The organism is Piscirickettsia litoralis, from assembly GCF_001720395.1.
In the GTDB taxonomy this organism is placed as follows: Bacteria; Pseudomonadota; Gammaproteobacteria; order Piscirickettsiales; family Piscirickettsiaceae; genus Piscirickettsia; species Piscirickettsia litoralis.
On the sequence record NZ_MDTU01000001.1, the window covers coordinates 1,885,937 to 1,909,777 of the forward strand.

A 23,841-nucleotide genomic window follows, 5' to 3' on the forward strand; every position below is an offset into this window, starting at 1 on the left:
CTTAGTATTAAATTAGAGTCAAAATGATTTGTGATTTGGCGGGCAGATTACAGGGGAGTTAGCATGGACGCTACAGTAGCCAAGGAAAATGAGTGTGAGCCGGTGGACTGGCTGGGTATAGAGACTTTTTTCGCGCAAAGGAGGCCGTAGTAAAGCGTCGGTGATTGACTGCTTAAAAAGTGTTGAGCTGCATGCTGAACAAGGGCAAATTTTGCTTGGAGAGGTCGCCTTATTACCATTGCTCGAAAACTGCCTTGAAGGGGCTAAGGACCGGTTGGGGCGTAAGCTCAGTCAGTCCGCTTTGGTATTATTGCGTGGCAAGGCTATTTACCCTCGCGAAAGCATTGATACTGAGCATTTTAATGTTAAAGCCTGGTCTGAACAGAGCCTGAATTTTTTACAGCGTGAGTATCAAGATAATTTGCGCTTAGTGTTACTTGTTGAAGAAACACTTTATTTTTATGCTTTTCCTGGCTGTGATGAGAACAATAGCTTTAGCCTTGCAGACTGCCATCGTGGTTTGCAGGCTCAAGAGATTGTCGATCGCTCCTTATCAGATTACCGGAAGCAGCAGCGCTACTTAATGCGTGCAGCGATGAATGAATTAAACGAAGAGTATGCCAAAGAAGTATTATCTTCATATAGCATTGTGCAAGAGGAAGTGAGTGATGCTCCTTATGGTTTAGTCTATACGCGACAAAGTCTAATGGAGCAGGTGAGCCAGTTGGAAGGGCGTTTACAGAAGCTTGATGATGAACAGCGAGTGCTAACCAGTGCTTTGGCCGTGGTCTGTGTGGATGTAAAACGCTATCAAAATACATTACTTGCCTACGAGCACCTACTGGAGCAAAAAAGAAAAATTGAAGGTGAAGTGCAAATTGTCAGTAATCGCGTTAAAAGTATTACCAAAGAAGATCGTTCAATTTGGGGCTCTTTAAGTTACTTTTTAGCTGTTTTAGCGGGTAACTCTCATTCTATTAAAGAAGAGCGTAGTTTGTTGGCTGAGTTGTTCCGTGAATTGAATGCTGTGGATGAAACGATTCATAATAGTCAAGAACAGCTTAAGCAAATGTTGCATGATAAGCATGATGCGATTGTTTGGGCGCGTGCCCAGAAAGATCTTGATAAGGACGTTGAGCTTGAAGATGTGTATAATCGCTTTAGGTGCCTACAGTACTACCAGGCGAAGCTCAAGCGTGATGAGCGCCAGTGTCAGCAACGTGCCAATCAGTTGCAGCGTGCTTTACAGGTGTTGAGCCAGCAAATTAAGCAAGACGAATCAAGTGATCTAGGAGAAGTGGGATGAAGAAATTTGCCGTTGTTGGCAACCCTATTAAACACAGTTTGTCACCCTTTATTCACGAAGGCTTTCGTGAACAGATCCAGGGTGAATATAGTTACGATAAAATTCTCTCACCACTCGATCAGTTTGAAGCTACTATTAAACATTTTTTTGAACAAGGGGGCAGTGGTCTTAATGTGACACTGCCTTTTAAAGAGGAAGCTTATCGGCTCTGTGAGCACTTAACGATGGGTGCTAAAACGGCAAAAGCGGTCAATACGTTGGCCATGAAAGATGGTAAGCTCTGGGGTCATAATAGCGACGGTATTGGCTTAGTTCGCGACTTAACGGTTAATTTAGGTTTGATGATTCTAAGCTCGCGTATTTTAGTTTTGGGGGCAGGGGGAGCTGTGCGTGGCATCCTCGGCCCATTAACGGTGATGGCACCTAAAGAAATTGTCATCTGCAATCGAACCATTAGCAAGGCCGAGCAGCTCGTTAAAGAGTTCCAAGTGACTGAAAATATTTTCAAAGCAGCGGCAGTGAGTGAGCTGGCGGATTTGGGGGAATTTGATTTAATTATTCACGCGACTTCAGCTGAATTATCGGGCGGTCAGTTGGATTTGCCGACGAGTTTAATTGGCCCTCAAACTGCTTGTTATGACTTATTTTATAATCAGCAACAAACGACTTTCGTTGCATGGGCACAGCGTGCTGGTGTTAAAAAAGCAGTTGATGGCTTGGGGATGCTGATTGAGCAAGCCGCTGAGTCTGCAAGTTTTTGGCATAATTGTGACATTAGCGCAAAAGCGGTGATTAATACCGCACATAACGAACGTGAGTTATTTTTTGCGGGCAAGTAGAACGCCATATTTGTTTTCAACTTGTTTAGTGAACTCTTGATCGTTAAGCACAGTCGTTAAAGAGGCGTTAAACTGGCCGATCATGGCAGCTTTAACGCTTTTTTTAGGAAAGCCAACGCCATATTCAATATTATCAACTTTAAAGGCATAGTGAATATCTTTTAACTTTAATACTTTTATTAAGTGCTCACCGGTTGCTCTATCTGCTAAAACTGCGTAATTTTTAAAATTATTTTGATTAAAGCGTTTAAAGCTATTTTCAATATTTTGATCGATATAAAGAGTGCTGTTTGGTATTTCTTTACTTAAAATAACCAGTTGGCGCATGAGTTCACCTGGCCCTGTGGTTGCCAAATGAAATTTTTTAAGCGCATGATATGAGCGTGTATTTATTGATTGCTTTCGAATAAAAAAACCAAACTCACTTTTAATAATCGGCTTTGAAAACTTTAACCAATTTTTAGAAGATGCATTTTTTACCATTGGGAATATTCCTGTTGCTTGGTTATTTTGAGTCATAATGACTGAAAAATTCCAAGGAACAAAATGGAAAAAGCAGTCTTGGCGCATTTGTGTACAGGTGGCTAGAATAACGTCGTGCATCGGCCCTTGTGGATTATCGGTGCTGCCTGTGCTGTAGGGAGGGAATTGCCCTGTTGTAAAATTTAATAGTTTGGCTTGTATCGTGCTTGAACAAATTAAATTAAAAATAATCGCTAAATTAATAAAAATATAAACCATGATTAGGGATTTTAATGACTTCATCATATATTTTAGTGTAATAGCTTATCTTTGATTTTTTCTACTTGTTTTAAAGTATAACGCCTATCGGTTATTTTGACTGGCATGGTTAGTGCATTCTGTTGACAAGCATAAAGCTTGATTTGGGGCAGTAAGATGTTATTACAAGAGCGTATCGGCCATATTAAAAGTGAAATTCTATGGATTAAGAATACTGAAAATGTGTTAATGGAAGTGCAAGACTATAAAGATTGGTTGTCAAATAAAGGCTATGAGATTATTGGTACAGAGCCACTGCAAGCGCGTTTAAATCGCGAAGGTAAATCTTATGTTGAGGTTATTGTTCGTAAAGTAAAATAAATGTCTTCTGCTTACTCGCAGCGTGTTGCCTCACGTGTTTTGCTCGCTTGTGATAACCAGGTTGCGATACGCTTACTTTATGCCTTTTCTATTGCAATTTTTGTTTTTGCCGTATTATTTTTAACAGGGCTAATTGATTTTAAAAGCCAGACGTCTCATACAAAAATTTTAAATGTGAGTTTAGTGGCTGAACCGATTAACAAACCCGAGCCTGTTAAGCCAGTTAAAGCAGTAAAAGCAATCGCCAAATATAATGCATCAGGAAAAGTAGCCTTAGCTCCTGGAGATGTTAGCGCCCAAGTCGGCATCGCAATGAAAAAAAGCCTTTTGTTAAGCCAGTCGCTAATAGAACAAATCAAACTCCTTTTGTAAAAAATGATCAACCGATTCGCCGTGCAGCCACAGCGCAGAGTCCGGCAGAACGCTTGGCCCATAAACAGGCAGCAGCTCTACCTAAAATGAAAGCTAAACCTTCACCTCAGCTTGAATCTGACCCTGTCGTTGAAAAAAAACAGCCTAAGCCCACTCCTTTAAAAAAAGTAGCGCCGGCGCCAGTGAAGCAGGTTCGAGGCTTGCAGCATAATCTGCCTGTTGCAACGATGAAGGATGAGGACGCGCTTTATTTATTGGCTTGGCGTCACCAGGTTGAAGCTGTCGGCAATCGCTTATATGCACGGGCAAGCCATCCAGGGCTTGAGGGCAAGCTACGTTTGCTCGTTGCGGTGAATCCGGAGGGCAGTCTTCGCCATGTGGTTGTTAAACAAAGCTCTGGGAATCAAGAGCTTGATGACTTTGCTATTGAAATTGTTGAACGTTCAGCGCCTTTTGCGCCCTTTACTGCCAATATGCGTAAGCATACCAAAGTTCTTGAAATCACACGGGTTTGGCGATTTGAGCTCGGGGATAGCCTGAATATGCGATGAGCCACCTATACTTTAGGTTAGGCGCTTGGCTGTAGGAGGTGCTGCACTTGAGCGAAATGATTCTCGTCGATCACTTTCTAGTGGCTATGCCGCATGTTGAGGACCCGAACTTCTATCAGTCGGTGGTCTATGTGTGTGAGCACGGTGAGAAAGGCACGATGGGGATTATGATCAATAAGCCAATCGGATTAACGCTAGGTGAGCTGTTAAATTATGTTGATATAAGTTGCAAGTCACCTAAAGAAAATCAGCTAGAAGTGGTCGCTGGTGGGCCGATTCAGCAAGAGAGCGGCTTTATTCTTCATCCAACTGAAGAGGTCTGGCAAACGACTCTACATATTAATGAGCACGTTGCGGTGACTTCATCACGGGATATTTTAGAAGCGATTGCAATGGGTAAGGGGCCAAAGCATATCTTGCCCGCATTGGGTTATTGTGCTTGGGGAACTGGGCAGTTGGAGCAAGAGGTGTTGGATAATCTGTGGCTTTGCATTCCAGCGGCGACAGACTTAATCTTTGAATCGCCTTTTCAAGAGCGCTGGCAGGGCGCGGCTGACTTGATCGGTGTCAATCTAAATGAACTTTCTTCTGATGCAGGACATGCTTAACCTGGTATGATACAGCTTTGAGTGTTTAAAGAAGCATCAGAGGTGTTATTTTGGCAGCAGCACAGACAGTTTTGGGTTTTGATTTTGGTATGAAGCGCTTAGGTGTGGCTGTGGGCAATACACTATTACAAAGTGCCAATCCATTGACTGCATTAAAAACACGTGACGGAATTCCGACTTGGGGCGAAATTGCAGCCTTAATCGAGGAATGGCAGCCTACCTGCTTGATTGTTGGTCGCCCTTTGCATATGAATGGTGAAATGATAGACCCGGTCAGCTATGCTGCTCGTAAATTTTCTAATCGCCTCCATGAACGCTTTAAAATACCAGTGATACAAGTTGATGAGCGCTTATCATCAATAGAAGCAAAGTCACGCTTGCAGCGTGAAGATAAGCTGGACTCTATGGCGGCAGTGGTGATTATTGAGACTTGGATGCATGAGCAAGAATAATTTAATAACAAGGCTTCAGGCAAAAGTTTTAGCAAGTAAACTGGTCTGTCCAGGCTATTTAACAGTGCGTCTATTGTTTGATACTGCCCAATTGGGTTTGTCTGCTGGTTTATTGAAATATAATAACTATAATGGCGTTTTATTAAATATTTCAGAGGATAGTTTAAGAGCGGATGTACTATTTTCTGGACTTGCTGCTGTTAATATTCACCCAGGATTAGAGCTAGAGTTAGCTTGCTATAGCTTAACACTGCGAGAATCATCGCCTGATTTAATCTTAATTCCTAAAAATAGTTTGATCGTTGGCTTGGCTAGCGTATTGCTCCAAGCGGATAGTTCCTTATGCAAAAATAGTTTATTTTTGTTTGAATGTGATGAATTACCCTTATCGATTCGTCCTTCTTTGCGTGTTATTGAAAATTTGCCTAATGAGGTGATTGGTAATTTTCAGCTTTTAGAAGATCATGGAATTGCTGCGCGTATTGCCAGTGAAAAGGGGAATATCGGTTGCTATGAAGGTGATTTATTAAACATGCTTAATGATTATTTATCGTCTTATTTTAGATTTTATCCAAATAAAAAATTATCAATTATGGTTTTTCCTGGTTTATCTACAGAATCAAAGCATCAATTAAAATCATTAGAGTTGGATTTAGAATTAGCTGTGGAGTATGTAAATGATGAATATTGCTGATAATTTAGCGGGTATTCATAAGCGTATAGAATTAGCAATGAGAAAAGCAGGGCGGATGGATCGACCAAAGCTAATTGCGGTCAGTAAAACCAAGCCTGTTGAGATGGTGAATGAGGCTTTGAGTGCGGGTCAGTATGATTTTGGTGAGAATTATCTGCAAGATGCACTAGTAAAAATAGATCAGTTATCTAAAAGCAATAATAAAAATAAAAAAATAATATGGCATTTTATAGGTCCATTGCAGAGTAATAAAGCCAGCCAAGTCGCTGAGAAGTTTGATTGGTTACATACTTTGGATCGGCTTAAAATTGCTCAGCGTTTAAATGATCACAGACCAGAGCACCTAGCACCTTTAAAGGTATGTATTCAGGTGAATTTAGCCAATGAGAGTACAAAATCAGGGATACATCCGACAAAATGTTTAGAGTTTGCCGAGAAAATAATGTTAATGCCAAGACTGTCTTTACAAGGCTTAATGGCGATTCCAAAACGATTAACAAGCTTTGACGGGCAGTATGAACAGTTTATGCAATTAAGGCAATTACGTGATGATTTAACAAGGCAAGGTGTAGGTGTTCCTGAGTTATCTATGGGGATGTCACAAGATTTAGAAGCAGCTGTGTGTGCTGGAGCAACTATGTTAAGAATTGGCACTGATATTTTTGGTGCTCGTAATTGAGGAGAGAACAATGCAAAAGATGATTGGGTTTATTGGTGGCGGTAATATGACGCGCAGCTTGGTTGCAGGTTTGATTGCTGATGGTTATCCGGCTAAAAATATTTGGGTGGCAGATCGTAATGTTGATAAATGCGAATTATTAATAGAGCAGTTTGCTATTCACGCGGTAACTGGTATTAATCAAGTGATTGACCAAGTAGAAATAGTTGTATTATCAGTTAAACCACAAGGGTTAAAAGTTGTTGTTAAAGAATATGCGGAATTAATCCGGCAAAAAGAAAGTTTAGTGGTTTCTGTAGCAACAGGGATCCCCATGCAGGCTTTACAAAGCTGGTTCGGGGCGCAAGTGCCGGTGATTCGAGCGATGCCAAATACACCAGCATTGATCCGCAGTGGTGTAACAGGCTTATATGCCGGTGAAAATATCACCGAGCAGCAGCGTGAAGATGCTGAATCACTCATGCGTGCGGTGGGTCTAGCGGTTTGGGTGAGCTCAGAAGCTGAGTTTGATGCTTTGCTTTCATTATCAGGCTGTGGGCCGGCTTATATTTTTTTAGTGATAGAGGCAATGGCAAAAGCTGGGGTTAAAATAGGTTTAGAAGAAAAGTCGGCGAATTTGTTGGCAATACAAACAACTTTAGGGGCGGCACGCATGGCCTTAGAAAGTGATGAGGGTGTAGATCGTTTACGCCAGCGTGTGATGAGTAAAGGCGGGGCAACAGCTGAGGGAGTGAAAGTGCTAGAGCAAGAAGGTATTGCTAAAATGTTTGAAAATACTCTACGCGCAGCTAAAGAGCGCGTTCAGCAAATAAGTTTTGAGTTTGGCCAGGAAAGTTAAAAATAGCGACTTTTGTCGCTATTTTTTATCTTAAAGACTATTTAATAGTTGACATGATTAGCTACCAAATTGGGCGAGCATGCCAAGGTCACTACCAACTTGGATAACACAAATAACCAGGTAGTAAGCGAGTAAAATAATAAAGAGCGCTGACCCTCCAGCAACTTTATAAGCACCACTTTTTCCAGTTGCACGTAAGCGCCATGCACTGAGTACAGGGACTGCTAAGGTAATAGCAAAGACAATCGCGGCATTGGATAAAGCTAAAATAAAGCCGTTGGGGTAGAATAAGGCGAAAGCCAGTGGAGGCAAGAAAGCCATTAATGCGGTTTGGCTACGGCCTTTGGTGGTATTAGGACGCTTGGTCGCATCAGCGATAAAATCAAATAAAGCTAATGAAACACCTAGAAATGATGTTGTCACCGCAATATCAGAAAAGGCATTGGCAGCGAGTGTTGTGAGTTTGCTGTTAAGTACATGATCAAAAGTGATCATCATCTCGCCCACTGAGCCGTGTTGGCTTAATATATTAAAGAAGCTGTTAGCGCCGGTGCGTGGAATGATGCCTAGCGTTGAAATTTCCCAAACAAGATAAATGATTAAAGGCAAAGTACCGCCAATCAGAATAATGCGGCGGCAGCGTTTAGGGTCTAAATTGTTATAAGATGCAATTGATGGGATGACTGGATGAAATCCAAAAGAAGTGAAGAAGATTGGAATCGCATAAAGCAAGTAATGTGAGTTTCCTGCACCAAAGAGTTGCTCAATGTTGACATGGGGGGCGAACAGGCTGAGTAAGAGGATAAAGGCAATACCTTTTAAGCTAAATAATATGGTGTTGACTCGATCAACAGCGCGTGTGCTATACCAAACAATGCCACCGAGGACGATTAAAAATAAGCACGCGCTTAAGTGGGGTGAGACATGAATACCTGCCGCTTGGCTTAAGGCGGCAACAATCAGTGATGAACCTCCGGAAATATAGGCAGCATCTAAGGCGTAGAGTAACATTAGCATAGAAACCCACATGGCAATTTGCCCAGGCAAGCCTAAGGTTAAGCGTGCAATCGTGCTGAAGTTTGTCCCTTTAGGAAAGGCGAGCACTGCCTCGAGTAAGACTAAAGCTGAGGCGAGTAAACCAAGCCATATGATGGCGAGCGTAATAATAGAGTTGCTAAAGCCAGGTCCTGCTGAAGCGAGAGGGAGGGCAAGCATACCACCACCGATTGCAGTGCCGGCAATGATTAAAATGCTCCCGAGTGTATTTTTCATGGTGAACTACCTGATTTATTAATAAATTTATTAACTGAATAGATGTTGGTGATGAAGTGGAGAGCAGCTTACATCCCCGCAGGGAAACGGCGATAATCAAGATAACTGTATTTGAGGCTGAGCACTGAATATGACATAAGGTTTTGAGCTAAATCTAATCTATAAATATAAGAGCTTTTTCGAAGTTAACAAAATCTATTGTACTTGTCTAGCATTATATTGTGGTCGAGGTATGCCGTCTTGTCGACATCAGGTATAATTGTGCGGTAAACCAGATGGGGATAAGAAACAATGTTGCAAAATGACTTATTAATTCGCACACTACAAAAGAAACCGGTAGAGCGAACGCCAGTTTGGTTGATGCGCCAAGCGGGTCGTTATTTGCCCGAGTATCGGCAGGTACGTGAGCAAGCAGGCCACTTTATGGCATTATGCCAAGATGCCGAAAAGGCATGTGAAGTCACTTTGCAGCCCATCGATCGTTTTGGTTTGGATGCTGCGATTTTATTTTCGGATATTTTAACGATTCCCGATGCGATGGGCTTGGGGCTAAAATTTGTCGGCGGTGAAGGCCCTGTCTTTGAACGACCGATTCGTTGTGCGGCCGATGTTGAAAAGCTAGTGGTTCCTGACCCTGAGGATAGCCTGGCCTATGTGATGAATGCGGTACGGTTAATCCGTCAAGAATTGCATGGGCGTGTACCTTTAATCGGTTTTTCCGGGAGTCCGTGGACACTGGCGAGCTATATGGTTGAAGGTTCAGGCAGCAAAACTTTTAGTATTGTGCGTAGAATGCGCTATCAAGATCCAGTTTTAATGCATAAGTTATTGAAAATTTTAAGTGCATCGGTCACTGAGTATCTAAAAGCACAGATCAGTGCGGGTGCACAAGTGGTGATGATTTTTGATACTTGGGCCAGTTTGCTGTCTCCACAAGACTATTTAGAATTTTCACTGCCATATATGGCAGAAACAGTAAGAGAATTAAAGCGTTTTAATGCTGAAGTCCCCGTTGTTTTATTTTCTAAAAACAGTGGTAAATGCCTAAAAGAGATTGCAGAGAGCGGCTGTGCAGGCATCGGTTTAGATTGGACAACAAGCTTGCAAGAAGCACGTTGTCAGGTGGGTGAAAAAGTGGCCTTACAAGGGAATATTGATCCGGCAGTTTTATATGGTACTGCTGATGTGATCAATAGCGAGGTTGAGCGAGTGTTGGGTGAATTTGGTCAAGGGTCGGGGCATGTCTTTAATTTAGGGCATGGCATTTACCCTGATATCGACCCAGAGAATGTTAAAGTATTAGTGAATGCGGTTAAAAATTTAAGCCCAAAATACCATAATAAATAATTAATCAAATAAAGGATCAGCTGATGAAAGAGAATGCGCGATTTGGCCATTTTACCGATGAAAAAACTGGTGAAAATTATATTAAGACATCGATCAAAGGAAAGTCGTTATTAACAATGCCACAGCTCAATAAAGGGACGGCATTTACCGAAGAAGAGCGAAAAGCATTTGGCTTATGTGGAAAGTTACCGCAACGGGTAGAAACAATTGACGAGCAAGTTGAGCGTTGTTATTTGCAGTTTCAGCGTTTTGGAACAGCACTTGAAAAGAGTATTTACTTAAGAAATCTCCATGAAATTAGTGAAACTTTATTTTATAAATTGGTCAGCCAGCATATGCACAGTATGTTGCCGGTGATTTACACGCCAACTGTGGGAGATGCTGTAGAGGAATATAGCCGTGAGTTTCGTCGTCCTCGTGGCCTGTTTATTAGCTATGAAGATCGCCACCGTATTGAAGAAATTTTAGATAATCGCACTAATCCGGAAGTCGATCTTGTTGTTGTTAGTGATGCAGAAGGAATTCTAGGAATTGGTGATCAGGGAATTGGCGGTATAGAAATTCCAGTCGCAAAACTAATGGTTTATACCTTATGTGGAGGCTTTCATCCAAGTCGAGGCGTACCAATTTATTTAGATTGCGGCACCAATAATCGTGCGCTTTTGGATGATCCTTTTTATTTGGGTTGGCGTCATGAGCGTTTAACACGTAAACAATATGATGAGTTTGTCGGCTTATTTGTTGAAGCAATACGCAAAAAGTTTCCAAAAGCAATTTTTGCATTGGGAAGACTTTGGTCGTGATAATGCGCGTCGTAATTTAGAGCGTTATCGTCAGGAAATTTGCACGTTTAATGATGATATGCAAGGCACGGGGGTCGTGACTCTAGCCGCATTATTGGCCGCAGTAAAAGCCTCAGGGACTGATTTTGTCGATCACCGTGTTGTTATTTTTGGTGCTGGGACCGCAGGTGCCGGAATTGCTGATCAAATTTGTGATGCGATGTGCCATTATGGCTTAAGCCGAGAAGAGGCGTATAAACGCTTTTGGTTGATTGATCGTAGTGGGTTATTGCTTGAAGACAGTGAAGGCTTACAGGATTTCCAAGCGCCTTATGCACGGACCAACCAGGATGTGATGGGTTGGACAGGTCAAGCGAGTGCGGCTGGAATTGGTTTGGCTGAAGTGGTTGCAAAGGTGAAGCCGACGATTTTAATAGGAAGCTCAACTGTGGGTCGGGCGTTTTCTAAGGAAATTGTCCAGGATATGGCTGCTAATGTTGCGCGCCCAATTATATTTCCGTTATCTAACCCAACGGCACGTGCTGAAGCTCATCCACGCGACTTACTAGAATGGACCGAGGGTAAGGCTCTTGTTGCAACCGGCAGTCCGTTTAGTCGTGTCCACTTTAATGATAAATTAGTGCGTATTGCTCAATGTAATAATGCGTTTGTATTCCCAGGTATTGGCATGGGTGTTATTGCGGCAGGTGCCTCATGTTTGACTGATGAGATGTTGTGGGCGGCAACTGAGGTATTAAGTGAGCTAGCCCCTGTGCATGCTGACCCAGAAGCGGCATTGTTGCCAGAGTTACGTGAAGCGCGTGCGGTAAGTCGTGAGATTGCCATTGCTGTGATTAAGGTGGCTCAACAAGAAGGTGTTGCTGCACATACAGATGATCCTGCCAAGCTATATGATAATTTAGTGTGGGAGCCACAGTATTTACCTTATCGTTACAGCAAGAAATAATAGCGAAGTACTTTCAAAGAGGATATGAAGATGAAACAATATCGATGTTTGATTTTTGACTTGGATGATACTCTTTATAATTTTGCTTATGGGCAAAGCGTGGCATTAGAGATGCTTTATGCCGAATATTTTCCTGAACTTGATGATTATAGTTTTTTTAAAGAACGCTATGCTGTTATCAATCGCTCATACTGGCAACAGGTTGAGGCAGGAAAGATAAGTGTAGGTCAACTCAGTGCGCTACGTTTTGCGGCTATAAAAGCAGAGTTTGCAACACAAGTTTCGGTTGATGATTTAGTGGAATCTTATCGTCGTGTAAGCTGCACTCAGCGCGCATGGTGCCAAGGCGCTGAGCAGGCGATAGCCTTACTTACTAAACAGTTTGATTGTGCGTTGTTAAGCAATGGTACTCTTAAAGATCAACAAGCAAAGTTGCATGCTTTAGGCTTAACTGATGTGTTCAAACCTGTTGTTCTTTCTGATGAGCTGGGTGTATCTAAGCCTAATCAGAAAATCTTTCAGCCGATATTTAATGAGCTTAATGTTGAGCCAAAGCACTGCTTGCTGATTGGTGATTCATTAACTAGTGATTATCAAGCGGCATTAAATGTAGGAATGGATTTTTGTTGGTTTAATGAAAAGAAAATAAGTCGTGGTGATTATCCGTTACCGCTTGTGGAAATTGATGATCTTATGGAGTTGGTTCGCTATTTGCGTATTATAAAAGCCAGTGATGGGAGGTTTAAAGACGAGTTATGTTAATTGAACGCATTTATTTAAATAATCCGCCGTTATCTAATTTTAACCATATTATTGCCTGTGAAAAAACAGCTGAAGCGATAGCGATTGACCCTTTTGATGCCGATATCGTTTTAAAACGTGCTGAAGAAAAAGGTTGGACAATTAAGCAAATTATCAGCACCCATGAGCATGGGGACCATATACGTGGCAATAAAGAGCTAATTGCAAAAACTGGAGCTAAGTTACTTGCACATAAAAATGCGTCTGGGAAAATTAAGGAAGTTGATACTTTTGTAGATCAGGGCGATATTATCCATGTTGGTGAGACGGTGAAGTTTGAAGTATTAACGACATTGGGTCATACGATGGCACACTTGTGTTTGTATGCTAAAGACCCTGAGCCTGTGCTTTTTTGTGGTGATACGCTGTTTAATGCCGGTGTTGGCAATTGTCATAATGGTGGAGATGCGGGGGCTTTATATCACACGGTGATTGACCACTTATTTGATTTGCCGGATGAAACTAAGATTTATCCAGGACATGACTATATTGAAAATAATTTAGGTTTTGCACTGTCGCGTGAGCCGCATAATAAGGAAGCTAAAGAGCTTTTAGAGCAGGTTTCAAAGCAAACGCCGGATACTCGGATGGTCACTAATATTAAGCTTGAGAAGAAAGTGAACCCATTTTTGCGAGTTCACAGTCAGGCTTTAATTAGTCAATTAAAACAGGATGTTAATCAGCTCGTCGAAAGTCCAAAAGAAGTTTTCTTAGCGCTAAGAGAGTTACGTAATCACTGGTAATTTTTTCTACTTTAATGCTCTTCTTGTGCATGCTTTTTGCAGCATGCCAAGAACCACTGTTTTTTGACGCATTATGCTAGATGAAGTTAATATTTATTCCAGCCATTTTATTGTCTGGAATTACAATGGCTTATAGCCAAATCCGTTTAGATATTAATGCAATGTCTTCTTATCTTAATGAATCATTGCCTGAAAAAAGCGCTGTTAGCTTTACTCAAGTCCATGCCGGTGTGGGCGCTGACCTAAGTCAACTCATTGAAATTACACATTTTGTTAATGTGGGGTATAAATTTGGTTATGCCTTTTATGGCAAGTTAAATATCGAAGATACTGATGATGTGGGGACGCAATTTGACGACAAATTAACAACACAAGCCGTCCATTTAATGGCCATCGTTCATTATCGTCTTTATAAAAATATCCGCCTAGAATTTGGAGGAGGTGTTGCTTATGAATGGAATAGCTTCACCTTGGATAAGCCTATCATTATTGCTGGTCAAAAATTAAATTTTCCCACTACAGCAGGGACTTATTCATCTTTTCGGCCTATTGCAGAAGTTGGTTTTTATTATCGCTTTAAGAAAGGTCTTTCGGCAGGTTTGTCTTATCGCCATATTTTTGGTGATCAGGTTGGTGGAGCTGGCTTTACTGGTGACTCGGTTGGGGTCAACAGCTTGGCTGCAACTTTACGCTATCGATTTTAATCTTTCCTTAAGGTTTTTATGCGGCTTAACCGGCCTTAATTAGCTTATTATTCTGAGAATATAGTAAAAATATTTATTTTAAGTAAAGGTAATGTTTTAGGCTTTACAGCTTTTATATTTTGTATTAATATCGCCGCCAGTAGAGAAATTCAAGGAATTTCTATAATTAAAAATTCAAAAAATTTACTTAAATTTAACAGTTTGGGTGAGTCTTTTATTGTGTGTTAAAAAAGGTTTTAAAATGAAAAAAATATTGATCGCAACAGCAGTTGCTACTGCTTTAGTTTCAGGTGCAGCCATCGCAAAACCGGGTGCGTATGTAGGTCTTAACCTTGGTCTTGGTGGAATGGACACGCCGAAGTGGGATACAAACAAATTGCCTGCAAATACATCTGATAAAGAGGAACGAGGCGGTTTAGCTGGCCGTATTGATGCAGGCTATCTTTGGGGGCAAGGGCCGTTTAACTATGGTGTAGAAATGGGCTTTGCTAGCTATGCAAACAATACATATAAAATCAGCTCAGGAAGTGCATCAGAGGAATTGAAATACTCAGGTTACAATGTTGATCTTCTAGGTGTTGCTCAATATAACTTCACGCCGAACTGGAACATTTTTGGTAAAGCAGGTGTTGCCTATGTGCACCAGAAAACTGAAATTTCTGTGGCTGATGGGGGTCTTAGCGCTACACCATTCAGTAAATCAGAGAATAAATTGTTGCCAGAAGTAGCTATTGGTGGCGGTTATCAATTTGCAAATGGCTTAGGTTTAAATCTAACGGTGAGCCATATCTTTGGTAGTAAGCCTCACGCATGGACTGATACAGGGAATACGGAAGATAATATGACATCAGTCGCTTCAGTTAATATGCTAACATTTGGTATTAGCTATAACTTCTAAGTTATAACTTAAAGTTGATTATGAATAAAGCCCGTGATTGCGGGCTTTATTTTTTCTTTTTAATAAACTTATAATATTTAGTCGATATAATGCTTTGCCATCTTATTTGATAGAGAATAATCGATGTTGCTGTGGACTATAAATTAATTTACCCTAAGAAAATTGCAGGCAGAACTCTGGGTGAGGTAAGTATTTGCCGACCTAATGTAAGCCACTTTCTAAATTTTTCTAGAGAAAATAGCAGATCTGACTTTTACTATACAGTTGTACGAGAGTTGTGTGCATTTAATAAGCAAGAAGTAATGCAGTTGGATTTAGAGGATTTTTTTAATATATTGTCGTTAATTGATCAAAATTTTTCTTATATTTTTAGCTGCAAATTTAGTGGGTATGAGGATGGGTGGTTGGCTTTGCAGGATTCAAAAGCATTTATTGAGACTGAGCCAGCCTCTGTTGATAAAGTAAAAAATCTTTAAATTTAAAGAGTTTTGGGGTTTAATGTTTATCTCTAGTTGGTTGATATTATTGAGATTAGGTGAAATTTGTTATGAAAAAAATAGTGTTATGTTTATTGGCTGCGGGGTTATTAAGCTCTGCATATGCGCAAAATCAACCCAAGAGTGAACTGCCGAAGAGTGGCTTGTATCTAGGCATAGGTTTTGGTAAGGCGAACACCCATACAAATTATAACGAAGTGATAGGTAATGATCCTTTGGGGCAAGCGATAGGGGATGCATTAGCTTCTGTTTTCAAAACGAGTGCTAAGCTATTTGTTGGTTATAAGTTTAACCCTTATATTGCCTTAGAAGGGAGCTATGCTGACTATTATGATGATGATACTGAAATTTCCGGAGTGGGCAAATCATCAGAGCATGTTTATGGCTTAGGATTGTCTGCTAAATTATCTTATCCAGTAGCTTATTGGTTTTCGCCTTATGCTCGACTTGGTGTGGATTGGGTGAGTCGAAAAAAATACAGTTGAATATTATGATGAATCGTCTTTGAATACATCTACAAGTGCTCATAAGTTGTTGCCACAAATCGGTTTAGGTGCTGACTTTATAATTGCACGAAAATATACTATAGGCTTGGACTGGACACATGATTTTTCTAATAAGCCTATAGAGCGTATCGACAACTATAGCATGTCATTTTCTTATACTTTTTAAAATAGAATTATTAAAAATATTTAATTTTTATTTTTTAAGTTGAGGTAATTGGCTCTTGTTAGGGCCAATTTCCTAACACGCAAGTTTTCGTTTCTATTCTATTTCTATCACTGGTTGATAAAATTAACAAACCTGTAAGGGTAAGCAGTAAACTAATATTTAATAAAATTATAGGGCTGAAGTGTAGTGGTATGAACAAAACTTTATTTGCTGTTAAAAAAACATTTGGCAATGATCCTGTTCGAAAATACCAGTGCATTTGGGTGTAAGTAGGTGGTTTGAATGTATGTGATAAATAACTATAAAGTCAACTCATAGTCTATAGAAGGCCAATGCTAGCCTTCTAATTAATGATTAAGATTTAGAGTTATCTGGCACCAAATAAGTCGAACTCTCAAAATGGGCAATTAATTCACCAAAATATTGATGCTTCTCTGTTTCGTTTAATGTGCTGTTTTTTATTTTGGTTAAATAAGCTTCTGTTAAATTTTTGGGGTTAAATTGGACATAGCTTAACACATCGGCAATGGTATCGCCTTTTAGTGTTTCACAAATTTCTATGCTGCCATCAGTATTGACTTCGACATGTACCGCATTAGTATCACCGAATAGATTATGCAAATCGCCTAGGGTTTCTTGATAGGCACCGACCAGGAAAATAGCGAGGTTATAGGGTTTGCCTGGATTATCAGCAGGCAAAGGCAAGCTGGATTCGAGACCAAAACCATCGACATATTGCTTAATAGTGCCGTCAGAATCACAGGTGATATCTTGTAATATGCCTCGTCGTGTGGGCTCTTCATTTAATCTTGAAGTTGGCATGATAGGGAAAATTTGATCAATCGCCCAAATGTCAGGTAGAGATTGGAAAATAGACAGATTGCAGAAAACCTTATCGGCTAAACGCTCGTTTAAATCATCAAGTAACTCACGATGGCCACGATGGCTTGGATTTAAGCAGTTTTTTATTGTTAAGCAAATAGATGAGTAGAGATGTTCAGCTTGAGCGCGTTGCTGTAAATTTAAAATACCATGATTAAACATGGATTGAGCTTCACCTAAAGCATAAGCGGCATCATGAAAACGCTCAATGGCATTGCGAGTGGTAATATTTTTTTGCGAATCGGCGAGTTGGTGTAAAATTTCATGGTCTTGATTTTTTAGTGCAGGAGCAGGCTCTGTGCCGACAGGCTTTTCACAATCGATAATATTAGTGACCAAGACGGCATGATGAGCGGTTAGCGCGCGGCCGGATTCAGTAATTAAATGGGGTTCGGTGATATTGGCTTGGTTGCAGTTAATTTTAAAAGTATTAACAATATTACTAGCATATTCATCTAAGCTGTAATTCATTGAGCAAAAACTACGTGAACCCGTGCCTTCATAATCGATACCTAAGCCACCACCTAAATCGACATAATTTAAAGGTGCATGAAGTTGCTTTAGCTCGATATAAATGCGGGTTAATTCGTTTACTCCTCGTTGAATATCACGAATATTGGCAAGCTGTGAGCCAAGGTGACAGTGCAATAAACGCAAGCAATCTAATTTTTTATGTTTTTTAAGGGTATTAATCAGCTCAATGACTTGCCCAGCATAAAGGCCAAATTTCGCCTTTTCGCCACCGGTATTTTGCCACTTGCCTTTGCCGAGGGAGGCTAAGCGAATGCGCACGCCGATATTGGGAGTGATATCGAGTTTTTTGGCTTCATCAAGAATAAGGGCAAGCTCAGAGATTTTTTCGATGACAATAAAGGTATCATTGCCTAGTTTTTGTGAGATTAAAGCCAAGCGAATATAGGCACGGTCCTTATAGCCATTGCAGACGATGATTGAATTTTTACCGGCCAGCGCAATGATTGCCATCAGTTCAGGTTTACTACCGGCTTCAAGGCCAACTGTGGTTTTATGAGCGGAGAGTAAAGATTCGACAACAGCGCGCTGTTGATTGACTTTAATCGGGTAAACGGGGGTGTAGTTTCCTTGATAGTCACAGTTTTGAATAGCGGTGTTAAAGGCTTTCGCTAATTGCTGGGCACGATGGCGAAGAATGTTGGTGAAGCGGATGAGCAGTGGTAGTTTCTCACCTTTTTTAGCGAGTGTATTAACAAGGTCATCTAGACAAATGGAGGCTTTGCTGTGGCTGCCTTGTGGGCGAACAATGAGCTGGCCCCTATCATCGATATTAAAGTAACCATCGCCCCATTCAGAGATATTGTAGAGTTCTTTAGACTGTTTGATCGACCAAGCCACGGCATTCTCCGCTGTTATTTAATCTTAAATGCTTAATAATTACTGTAGGGCGTCGTGATCCATTTCTTGGCTACGAATGCGGATCACTTGCTCGAGAGGTTGTACGAATATTTTACCATCGCCCATCTTGCCGCTGTAAGCGTGTTTGAGTATGGTATTGATAACCGCTTCTGCCATATCGCTACTGATTGCGATTTCTATTTTTACTTTAGGCATAAAATCAACGACATACTCAGCGCCGCGGTAAAGTTCAGTATGGCCTTTTTGGCGGCCAAAGCCCTTGACTTCGGTCACCGTCATTCCAGAAATACCGGTTTGATCTAAGGCTTCTCTGACTTCATCGAGTTTAAATGGCTTGATGATAGCTGTAATAAGTTTCATAATTTACCCTCCCTTTTGGCTGCTAGTATCCTTTAAAGCACTATTAAATACAATGAGTGTTTGTCTTTTGATGGAAGTTGAGGTCAAATAAGGTAAGTATAAAATGAATTTAGAGAGCGGAGAGCATAATGTTTGATCCTAAGTTGTTTGATGATATGGCAAAAAAAATCACAGAAGCGATGCCAAGTGGCATTAAAAATGTGCAAGAAGATATTGAACGGAATATGAAAACGGTTTTACAGTCTTCTTTTCAAAAGATGGATTTAGTTACGCGTGAAGAGTTTGACATCCAATCGGCTGTATTGACTAAAACCCGTTTAATGGTCGAGGCACTAGAAAAGCGTGTTGATGATTTAGAAGCGCAGCTACAGAAAAAAGACAGTAAGTAACTTTCTTTTTAAGACAAATCGATTGTATAGGTATGACTCTATATTTTTAGGTTTAAATAATAAAACAAGGCAGGGATGCATGAAATTAGCAATTGTTTACTCACGTGCTCAGGTGGGGGTAGATGCGCCACAAGTTACCGTTGAAGTTCATATTTCCAATGGCTTGCCTGGCTTTACCATTGTTGGTCTACCGGATGCGGCGGTTAAAGAAAGCCGTGAGCGGGTGCGTAGCGCCATTCAAAACTCGGGCTTTAATTTTCCCCAGCGACGCATTACGGTAAACCTTGCTCCTGCCGATTTACCTAAAGATGGAGGACGTTTTGATTTAGCCATTGCTATCGGTATTTTAGCCTCTTCTGGGCAAATAGATGCGGACATTTTAAACCTTTATGAGTTCATCGGTGAACTTGCTTTGTCAGGTCAGGTGCGTTCTGTCACTGGTGCGTTGACCAGTGCGACGGCGGTTAAAAAAGCAGAGCGTAAACTCATTATTGCCAATGAAAATGCTAATTTAGCAGCTTTGGTCGATGGCTTATGTGTCTATAAGGCAAATAGCCTGGCAAATATTAGTGCTTTTTTAAAGGGTGAAGGGGATTTAGAGCAAGCTAATTTCAAAGTAAATAAATTACAAGAAAATTATCTGGATATGGCTGATGTTAAAGGTCAGGCTCATGCGAAACGTGCTTTGGAAATTGCAGCGGCAGGTCGCCATCACTTATTGTTCGTTGGTCCGCCGGGGACAGGAAAAACCATGTTAGCCTCACGTTTGCCTGGGATTTTGCCGCCGTTGTCGAATCAAGAGGCGTTAGAGTCGGCCGCTGTACATAGTTTAACTAGCTCTGAAATTAATCTATCATGTTGGTATATTCCAAAGTTCGCCAGCCCCCATCATACCGCGTCGAGTATTGCCATGGTTGGCGGTGGCTCGGTGCCAAAACCCGGTGAAATATCGCGTGCCCATCATGGTGTATTATTTTTAGATGAATTGCCTGAATTTGATCGTAAAGTGCTAGAAGTATTGCGAGAGCCGTTAGAGTCGGGGCAAGTGGACATTATTCGTGCCAGTCATCGTGCGTCGTTTCCAGCCTCTTTTCAACTGATTGCGGCGATGAATCCGTGCCCTTGTGGGCATTTGGGTTCGCAAGAGCAGAGCTGTCGTTGTTCTCAATTGCAAGTAAAGCGTTATTTAAATAAACTCTCTGGGCCTTTATTAGAGCGTATTGACCTGCAAATTGAAGTGCCTCGATTATTGCAAAATGAATTGAAGAGTAGCCAGGTGTCTGAAAATAGTGCACTAATACGTGAGCGTGTGGAAAATGCCCGCAATTTGCAATTAAAACGTCAGCAGTGCCCAAATTCAGGTTTAATGCCACGGCAAATCGATGAGTTTTGTGCGCTGGGGCAACAAGAGTCTAACTTACTAACGCGAGCAATAGAAAAGTTTGGCCTCTCCGCACGGGTTTATCATCGCTTATTAAAAGTTGCTAGAACAATTGCCGACCTTGAGCAAAGCCGTGAGATTAAACTCAATCATATTCAAGAGAGTTTATCTTATCGAAGCTTAGATCGGCGTCAGAGTTAACTTAATTAATCGCTTCTAGTTATTATTCTATAATGGCCTCAGTGTGATTTGGATTTATTACTGTCTTTGATTTTTTAGGTTTTAATGCAGCAAAGAGCATATAGGCCACTGGGACAACGAATAGGGAAAAAATCGTGCCGATGATTAAGCCGGCAATAATGACTGTACCGAGTTGGGTCCGACTATTTGAGCCAACGCCGCCAGAGAGTATCAAGGGGACTGCACCTAACACCATCGTTGCTGTTGTCATTAAAATAGGGCGCAAGCGCACACTCGCCGCTTCTATCACCGCTTGTTTTATACTCTGACCTTGTTCACGTAATTCATTGGCAAAGTGGGTAATTAACACGCCATGTTTGGCAACCAGGCCGATTAAGGTGACGAGGCCGATGGAGGTGTAAATATTTAAAGAACCACCAATGAGTTTTAATACTGCAAGCGCGCCGACGATGCAAAGGGGTACAGTCAATAAAATAATGAGTGGGTCAATAAAGCTTTCAAATAAAGCGGCTAAAACCAGGTAAATAAATATCAGGCCGAGACTGAACACTAAAATCATCGTGCTATTGCCTGCTATCATCTCACGGGTTTGTTGATCATATTGCAAGCTCATACCGGTCGGTAAGACTTGCTTGGCGGTTGCTTCTAATTGATTAACTACCTGGCCGCTGGTGTAGCCGCTATTGGGGACGACTGACATTTCTCCAGCACGGATGGAATTAATATGAACGTATTTGGGTAAGCTGGTGGTATAGCTAACATTTACCAAACGATTTAAAGCAATTGAGCTGCCCTGACTATTGGTTAAGAAAATATCCTTTAGAATATTTAAGTCATGGAGTTTATTTTTAGCGAGTTGTAAATAAAGTGGATATTCAACGCCGTCAAATTGATAGCCATCAGAGAATTTATAACCACCTAGATAAGTGCTAATTGCAGTATTAATTGTGTCTATAGAAATACCGAGCTCACTGGCAAGTTGGCGTTTTATTTTAATCGTATATTGTTGGTTAGAGTAGCGGCTATTATTGCTGACCTCTTGGAACATTGGTAATTTTTTCAATGCTTTTTCTAGCTCGCTACTGGCGGTAACAATCTGATTGTAGTTGGCATAGCCGGTGACAAAAAAATCGATTTCACCCGGGGAGTCACCGCTATCATGGCCCATGACATTAATGGGTGAAGCAAAGACCTTCACATTCGTTAGATGCTTGAACATTGAACTAATTTTGGTCGCAACCTCAGCATTTTTTTTAGCTGCTCGCATAAGCCGGTTTTAATTTTGCAAAATTAAAGCCAAAGTCGCCTGAGTTACCGGTGCCACCGGCAAAAGACATAATCGCCTCAACTTCTGGCATTTTAGCAATTTTAGTAATAATGGGTTTTGCGGCACGTTCGGTATAAGCGACACTGGCAGAGTCAGGAGCTTGAATACCGATAAAGACATAACCGGCATACTCATCGGGGATCATCGTACTGGGTAAATAACGGAAAATAGCAATGCCTGAGCCGAGTAAAATGATAAATAGGCTAATCGGTAGCCAGCGCCGCGAGATGACCCCGCCCAGTATTTTTTTGTAAAACTGCATGAGCGCTGAAAATACATGTTCGAGTTTATCGCTATAGCCACCAGGTGTGCTGGGTTTTAATAGGCGTGCGCACATCATCGGTGTGAGTGTTAAGGCAATAATCCCTGAGATTAATGTAGCACCGGCAAGAGTAAAGGCAAATTGTTGGAAATAAACCGCAGTTTTACCGCTTAAAAAGGCAGTGGGTATATAGACGGCAATGATAGAAATTGTCATGCCGATGACCGGAAAAACGATTTGCTTCATGCTTTTAATCGTCGCGGTCATGGGGTGTTCACCCAGCTCAACATGGCGATGGCTATTTTCTAAGACGACAATCGCATCATCGATCACTAAACCAATTGCTAACACTAAGGCAAGCAAGGTCATTAAATTAATACTAAAGCCGAGCAACCACATGATCGAAAAGGCGGAAATAATGCACACAGGGATGGTTATAATCGGGATCATGGCAAAGCGCCAGCTGCCTAAAAAAAGCAAGGTGACGAGGGCAACGAGAATAACTGACTCTATAATGGTTCTAAAAACTTCATCGACGGCATGTTTGATGAGGTTAGATTGATTCCAAAGAATATGCAGTTTCATACCAGGGGAAAGCTGGTTTTGTAATTGATTTAGGACTGTTTCCAGGCTTTTACCCAGTGCAATCGGGTTGGCATCATCGCTGGCTTTAACGCTGATAGCAACACCTTGCATGCCATTATAAAAGGTATAAGCGCCGGCATAAGAAGTGTTATCAATGGCGATATGGGCAATGTCGCTTAAATGAGTAATGTGAGTGCCTTGCTGCTTGACGATAATATTTTTAAATTGGTCAATACTGGTCAATCTAGAGTCCAGATTAATAGAGATGGTCTGGTCTGCATTGGTAATTTGGCCGGCTTGGGCGGCGGTATTATTCTTTTTAAGTGAGTCGATGACCTCTTGGACGGTAATATTATTTAAAGCCATCTTGTTCGGTGATAGGTTAATGCGCAGGGCGTCAGTCGTTGACATTTGGCGCACCTGGCCGACACCCGGGACTTGTTGCAGTCTTTTGGCAACGTGATTAGCAACGTAATCTACAAGTTCATGCTGGCCCATTTGTGGGTCAGAAACGCCGATGAGTAAAGCTTGTTCACCACTGCTGCCGCGCAAATCAATCACGGGAGTGTCGGCATTGTCAGGGAGTTCTGTGGCATTGACGGCTTGCTGGACTTGAGACTGTACGGTTAAAAATTGCTCTGGAGTAATATTTTTAAAGTGCAAATCAACTTCAGCATAGTCTTGCTCTGACTCTGAATAGGTATAGGACAGGTAGGGAACTGACTGTAAGTTATTTTCCAGAGGAATAATAATGTTCTGTTCAACGTATTGCGGACTACTACCTGGGACGGTGATACGAATTTCAATGCCAGGCTTAAAGACTTTGGGTTGATCTCGCAAGGTGAGCTGTTGATAACCTAATAGACCTAATAAAATCAATATGAGGCTAATCACCACTGAGAGTACGGGGCGCTTGATGCAAATTTCAGGAAGTCTCAC

At 41.3% G+C, this 23,841-nt stretch carries 28 protein-coding genes; 22 read left to right on the forward strand and 6 right to left on the reverse strand.

The annotated features are described in order from the left end of the window. Positions 1-160 precede the first annotated feature (160 nt). Both BGC07_RS09380 and aroE read left to right on the forward strand, forming a co-directional pair. Positions 161-1,306: a hypothetical protein gene (locus tag BGC07_RS09380; protein ID WP_235603063.1), complete on the forward strand. Its 1,146-nt coding sequence runs from the start codon at positions 161-163 to the stop codon at positions 1,304-1,306. Then, positions 1,303-2,145, forward strand: a complete 843-nt coding sequence (aroE, locus tag BGC07_RS09385; protein WP_069312889.1) for a shikimate dehydrogenase — start codon at positions 1,303-1,305, stop codon at positions 2,143-2,145. The genes BGC07_RS09380 and aroE overlap by 4 nt, the downstream gene beginning before the upstream one ends. Here aroE and BGC07_RS09390 read toward each other — a convergent pair. Continuing rightward, positions 2,125-2,913, reverse strand: coding sequence for a substrate-binding periplasmic protein (locus BGC07_RS09390; protein ID WP_069312890.1), 789 nt, complete (start codon positions 2,911-2,913; stop codon positions 2,125-2,127). The genes aroE and BGC07_RS09390 overlap by 21 nt on opposite strands. Before the next feature lie 129 nt (positions 2,914-3,042). Between BGC07_RS09390 and BGC07_RS09395 the strand changes: the two genes are divergently transcribed. The 8 genes from BGC07_RS09395 to proC are packed head-to-tail and all read left to right on the forward strand — an operon-like array spanning position 3,043 to position 7,440. Beyond that, positions 3,043-3,246, forward strand: a complete 204-nt coding sequence (locus BGC07_RS09395; RefSeq protein WP_069312891.1) for a hypothetical protein — start codon at positions 3,043-3,045, stop codon at positions 3,244-3,246. After that, positions 3,247-3,618, forward strand: coding sequence for a hypothetical protein (locus tag BGC07_RS22200; protein ID WP_069312892.1), 372 nt, complete (start codon positions 3,247-3,249; stop codon positions 3,616-3,618). 53 nt (positions 3,619-3,671) lie between these two features. Then, positions 3,672-4,169: an energy transducer TonB gene (locus tag BGC07_RS22205; protein WP_235603064.1), complete on the forward strand. Its 498-nt coding sequence runs from the start codon at positions 3,672-3,674 to the stop codon at positions 4,167-4,169. Positions 4,170-4,225: 56 nt separating this feature from the next. Continuing rightward, positions 4,226-4,777: a YqgE/AlgH family protein gene (locus tag BGC07_RS09410; RefSeq protein ID WP_069312894.1), complete on the forward strand. Its 552-nt coding sequence runs from the start codon at positions 4,226-4,228 to the stop codon at positions 4,775-4,777. A gap of 50 nt (positions 4,778-4,827) precedes the next feature. After that, positions 4,828-5,229: a Holliday junction resolvase RuvX gene (gene ruvX / locus BGC07_RS09415; RefSeq protein ID WP_077216838.1), complete on the forward strand. Its 402-nt coding sequence runs from the start codon at positions 4,828-4,830 to the stop codon at positions 5,227-5,229. Next, positions 5,216-5,923, forward strand: a complete 708-nt coding sequence (locus BGC07_RS09420) for a hypothetical protein (RefSeq protein WP_069312895.1) — start codon at positions 5,216-5,218, stop codon at positions 5,921-5,923. The genes ruvX and BGC07_RS09420 overlap by 14 nt, the downstream gene beginning before the upstream one ends. Then, positions 5,907-6,602 (forward strand): YggS family pyridoxal phosphate-dependent enzyme, encoded by a 696-nt coding sequence (locus tag BGC07_RS09425; RefSeq protein WP_069312896.1) that lies wholly within the window; start codon positions 5,907-5,909, stop codon positions 6,600-6,602. Before BGC07_RS09420 ends, BGC07_RS09425 begins: the two co-directional genes overlap by 17 nt. 10 nt (positions 6,603-6,612) lie before the next feature. After that, a complete protein-coding gene (gene proC / locus BGC07_RS09430; protein ID WP_069312897.1) occupies positions 6,613-7,440 on the forward strand; it encodes a pyrroline-5-carboxylate reductase in 828 nt (275 codons plus the stop codon). A gap of 57 nt (positions 7,441-7,497) precedes the next feature. On the opposite strand, the gene BGC07_RS09435 is transcribed toward proC, so the two are convergent. After that, positions 7,498-8,712, reverse strand: coding sequence for an amino acid permease (locus BGC07_RS09435; protein WP_069312898.1), 1,215 nt, complete (start codon positions 8,710-8,712; stop codon positions 7,498-7,500). Positions 8,713-9,003: 291 nt separating this feature from the next. Between BGC07_RS09435 and hemE the strand changes: the two genes are divergently transcribed. The 10 genes from hemE to BGC07_RS20630 all read left to right on the forward strand — a co-directional run bounded on the left by hemE (position 9,004) and on the right by BGC07_RS20630 (position 16,123). Continuing rightward, positions 9,004-10,059 (forward strand): uroporphyrinogen decarboxylase, encoded by a 1,056-nt coding sequence (gene hemE, locus BGC07_RS09440; RefSeq protein WP_069312899.1) that lies wholly within the window; start codon positions 9,004-9,006, stop codon positions 10,057-10,059. Positions 10,060-10,082: 23 nt separating this feature from the next. After that, positions 10,083-10,862 carry an oxaloacetate-decarboxylating malate dehydrogenase gene (gene maeA, locus BGC07_RS23240; protein ID WP_268801641.1) on the forward strand — a complete coding sequence of 260 codons (780 nt, stop codon included), beginning with the start codon at positions 10,083-10,085 and terminating at the stop codon, positions 10,860-10,862. Next, complete coding sequence (gene maeA / locus BGC07_RS23245) at positions 10,801-11,808, forward strand: oxaloacetate-decarboxylating malate dehydrogenase (RefSeq protein ID WP_268801642.1); 1,008 nt, start codon at positions 10,801-10,803, stop codon at positions 11,806-11,808. The genes maeA (BGC07_RS23240) and maeA (BGC07_RS23245) overlap by 62 nt, the downstream gene beginning before the upstream one ends. A 30-nt stretch (positions 11,809-11,838) precedes the next feature. Beyond that, entirely contained in the window at positions 11,839-12,570 is a 732-nt protein-coding gene (locus tag BGC07_RS09450) for a YjjG family noncanonical pyrimidine nucleotidase (RefSeq protein ID WP_069312900.1), read from the forward strand. Continuing rightward, the gene (locus BGC07_RS09455) at positions 12,564-13,352 is read left to right on the forward strand and encodes a hydroxyacylglutathione hydrolase (protein ID WP_069312901.1); all 789 of its coding nucleotides are present in this window, start codon (positions 12,564-12,566) and stop codon (positions 13,350-13,352) included. The genes BGC07_RS09450 and BGC07_RS09455 overlap by 7 nt, the downstream gene beginning before the upstream one ends. Before the next feature lie 80 nt (positions 13,353-13,432). Continuing rightward, complete coding sequence (locus BGC07_RS09460; RefSeq protein WP_139121661.1) at positions 13,433-14,056, forward strand: outer membrane protein; 624 nt, start codon at positions 13,433-13,435, stop codon at positions 14,054-14,056. Positions 14,057-14,297: 241 nt separating this feature from the next. After that, positions 14,298-14,954, forward strand: coding sequence for an outer membrane protein (locus BGC07_RS09465; protein WP_069312903.1), 657 nt, complete (start codon positions 14,298-14,300; stop codon positions 14,952-14,954). Positions 14,955-15,085: 131 nt separating this feature from the next. After that, complete coding sequence (locus tag BGC07_RS09470) at positions 15,086-15,430, forward strand: hypothetical protein (RefSeq protein ID WP_069312904.1); 345 nt, start codon at positions 15,086-15,088, stop codon at positions 15,428-15,430. 71 nt (positions 15,431-15,501) lie between these two features. Continuing rightward, a complete protein-coding gene (locus tag BGC07_RS09475) occupies positions 15,502-15,936 on the forward strand; it encodes an outer membrane beta-barrel protein (protein WP_069312905.1) in 435 nt (144 codons plus the stop codon). Between the two features lie 19 nt (positions 15,937-15,955). Then, positions 15,956-16,123 carry a hypothetical protein gene (locus tag BGC07_RS20630; protein WP_158006902.1) on the forward strand — a complete coding sequence of 56 codons (168 nt, stop codon included), beginning with the start codon at positions 15,956-15,958 and terminating at the stop codon, positions 16,121-16,123. A gap of 354 nt (positions 16,124-16,477) precedes the next feature. Here the strand turns inward: BGC07_RS20630 and speA are convergent, their stop codons facing one another. After that, positions 16,478-18,376: a biosynthetic arginine decarboxylase gene (speA, locus tag BGC07_RS09480; protein ID WP_069312906.1), complete on the reverse strand. Its 1,899-nt coding sequence runs from the start codon at positions 18,374-18,376 to the stop codon at positions 16,478-16,480. A 39-nt stretch (positions 18,377-18,415) separates the two neighbouring features. After that, positions 18,416-18,757, reverse strand: coding sequence for a P-II family nitrogen regulator (locus tag BGC07_RS09485; RefSeq protein ID WP_069312907.1), 342 nt, complete (start codon positions 18,755-18,757; stop codon positions 18,416-18,418). Between the two features lie 128 nt (positions 18,758-18,885). On the opposite strand from BGC07_RS09485, the gene ubiK reads away from it, so the two are divergent. Continuing rightward, positions 18,886-19,146: a ubiquinone biosynthesis accessory factor UbiK gene (gene ubiK, locus BGC07_RS09490; protein ID WP_069312908.1), complete on the forward strand. Its 261-nt coding sequence runs from the start codon at positions 18,886-18,888 to the stop codon at positions 19,144-19,146. A 79-nt stretch (positions 19,147-19,225) separates the two neighbouring features. Beyond that, positions 19,226-20,728: a YifB family Mg chelatase-like AAA ATPase gene (locus BGC07_RS09495; protein WP_069312909.1), complete on the forward strand. Its 1,503-nt coding sequence runs from the start codon at positions 19,226-19,228 to the stop codon at positions 20,726-20,728. Between the two features lie 22 nt (positions 20,729-20,750). On the opposite strand, the gene BGC07_RS23250 is transcribed toward BGC07_RS09495, so the two are convergent. Then, positions 20,751-21,995: an efflux RND transporter permease subunit gene (locus tag BGC07_RS23250; protein WP_268801643.1), complete on the reverse strand. Its 1,245-nt coding sequence runs from the start codon at positions 21,993-21,995 to the stop codon at positions 20,751-20,753. Continuing rightward, positions 21,982-23,841 carry an efflux RND transporter permease subunit gene (locus tag BGC07_RS23255; RefSeq protein ID WP_268801644.1) on the reverse strand — a complete coding sequence of 620 codons (1,860 nt, stop codon included), beginning with the start codon at positions 23,839-23,841 and terminating at the stop codon, positions 21,982-21,984. Before BGC07_RS23255 ends, BGC07_RS23250 begins: the two co-directional genes overlap by 14 nt.

Excerpts from the sequence above, each read along its gene's own strand:
- aroE (WP_069312889.1), top strand. The coding sequence starts at position 1,303 with ATGAAGAAATTTGCCGTTGTTGGCAACCCTATTAAACACAGTTTGTCA.
- BGC07_RS09410 (WP_069312894.1), top strand. The coding sequence starts at position 4,226 with ATGATTCTCGTCGATCACTTTCTAGTGGCTATGCCGCATGTTGAGGAC.
- BGC07_RS09420 (WP_069312895.1), top strand. The coding sequence starts at position 5,216 with ATGAGCAAGAATAATTTAATAACAAGGCTTCAGGCAAAAGTTTTAGCA.
- BGC07_RS09390 (WP_069312890.1), bottom strand. The coding sequence starts at position 2,913 with ATGATGAAGTCATTAAAATCCCTAATCATGGTTTATATTTTTATTAAT.
- BGC07_RS09465 (WP_069312903.1), top strand. The coding sequence starts at position 14,298 with ATGAAAAAAATATTGATCGCAACAGCAGTTGCTACTGCTTTAGTTTCA.
- BGC07_RS23250 (WP_268801643.1), bottom strand. The coding sequence starts at position 21,995 with ATGCGAGCAGCTAAAAAAAATGCTGAGGTTGCGACCAAAATTAGTTCA.
- BGC07_RS22200 (WP_069312892.1), top strand. The coding sequence starts at position 3,247 with ATGTCTTCTGCTTACTCGCAGCGTGTTGCCTCACGTGTTTTGCTCGCT.
- BGC07_RS09475 (WP_069312905.1), top strand. The coding sequence starts at position 15,502 with ATGAAAAAAATAGTGTTATGTTTATTGGCTGCGGGGTTATTAAGCTCT.
- maeA (WP_268801641.1), top strand. The coding sequence starts at position 10,083 with ATGAAAGAGAATGCGCGATTTGGCCATTTTACCGATGAAAAAACTGGT.
- BGC07_RS09495 (WP_069312909.1), top strand. The coding sequence starts at position 19,226 with ATGAAATTAGCAATTGTTTACTCACGTGCTCAGGTGGGGGTAGATGCG.
- BGC07_RS09395 (WP_069312891.1), top strand. The coding sequence starts at position 3,043 with ATGTTATTACAAGAGCGTATCGGCCATATTAAAAGTGAAATTCTATGG.
- BGC07_RS09450 (WP_069312900.1), top strand. The coding sequence starts at position 11,839 with ATGAAACAATATCGATGTTTGATTTTTGACTTGGATGATACTCTTTAT.
- hemE (WP_069312899.1), top strand. The coding sequence starts at position 9,004 with ATGTTGCAAAATGACTTATTAATTCGCACACTACAAAAGAAACCGGTA.
- proC (WP_069312897.1), top strand. The coding sequence starts at position 6,613 with ATGCAAAAGATGATTGGGTTTATTGGTGGCGGTAATATGACGCGCAGC.
- BGC07_RS09435 (WP_069312898.1), bottom strand. The coding sequence starts at position 8,712 with ATGAAAAATACACTCGGGAGCATTTTAATCATTGCCGGCACTGCAATC.
- BGC07_RS09425 (WP_069312896.1), top strand. The coding sequence starts at position 5,907 with ATGATGAATATTGCTGATAATTTAGCGGGTATTCATAAGCGTATAGAA.
- BGC07_RS09485 (WP_069312907.1), bottom strand. The coding sequence starts at position 18,757 with ATGAAACTTATTACAGCTATCATCAAGCCATTTAAACTCGATGAAGTC.
- ubiK (WP_069312908.1), top strand. The coding sequence starts at position 18,886 with ATGTTTGATCCTAAGTTGTTTGATGATATGGCAAAAAAAATCACAGAA.
- BGC07_RS09460 (WP_139121661.1), top strand. The coding sequence starts at position 13,433 with ATGAAGTTAATATTTATTCCAGCCATTTTATTGTCTGGAATTACAATG.
- BGC07_RS09455 (WP_069312901.1), top strand. The coding sequence starts at position 12,564 with ATGTTAATTGAACGCATTTATTTAAATAATCCGCCGTTATCTAATTTT.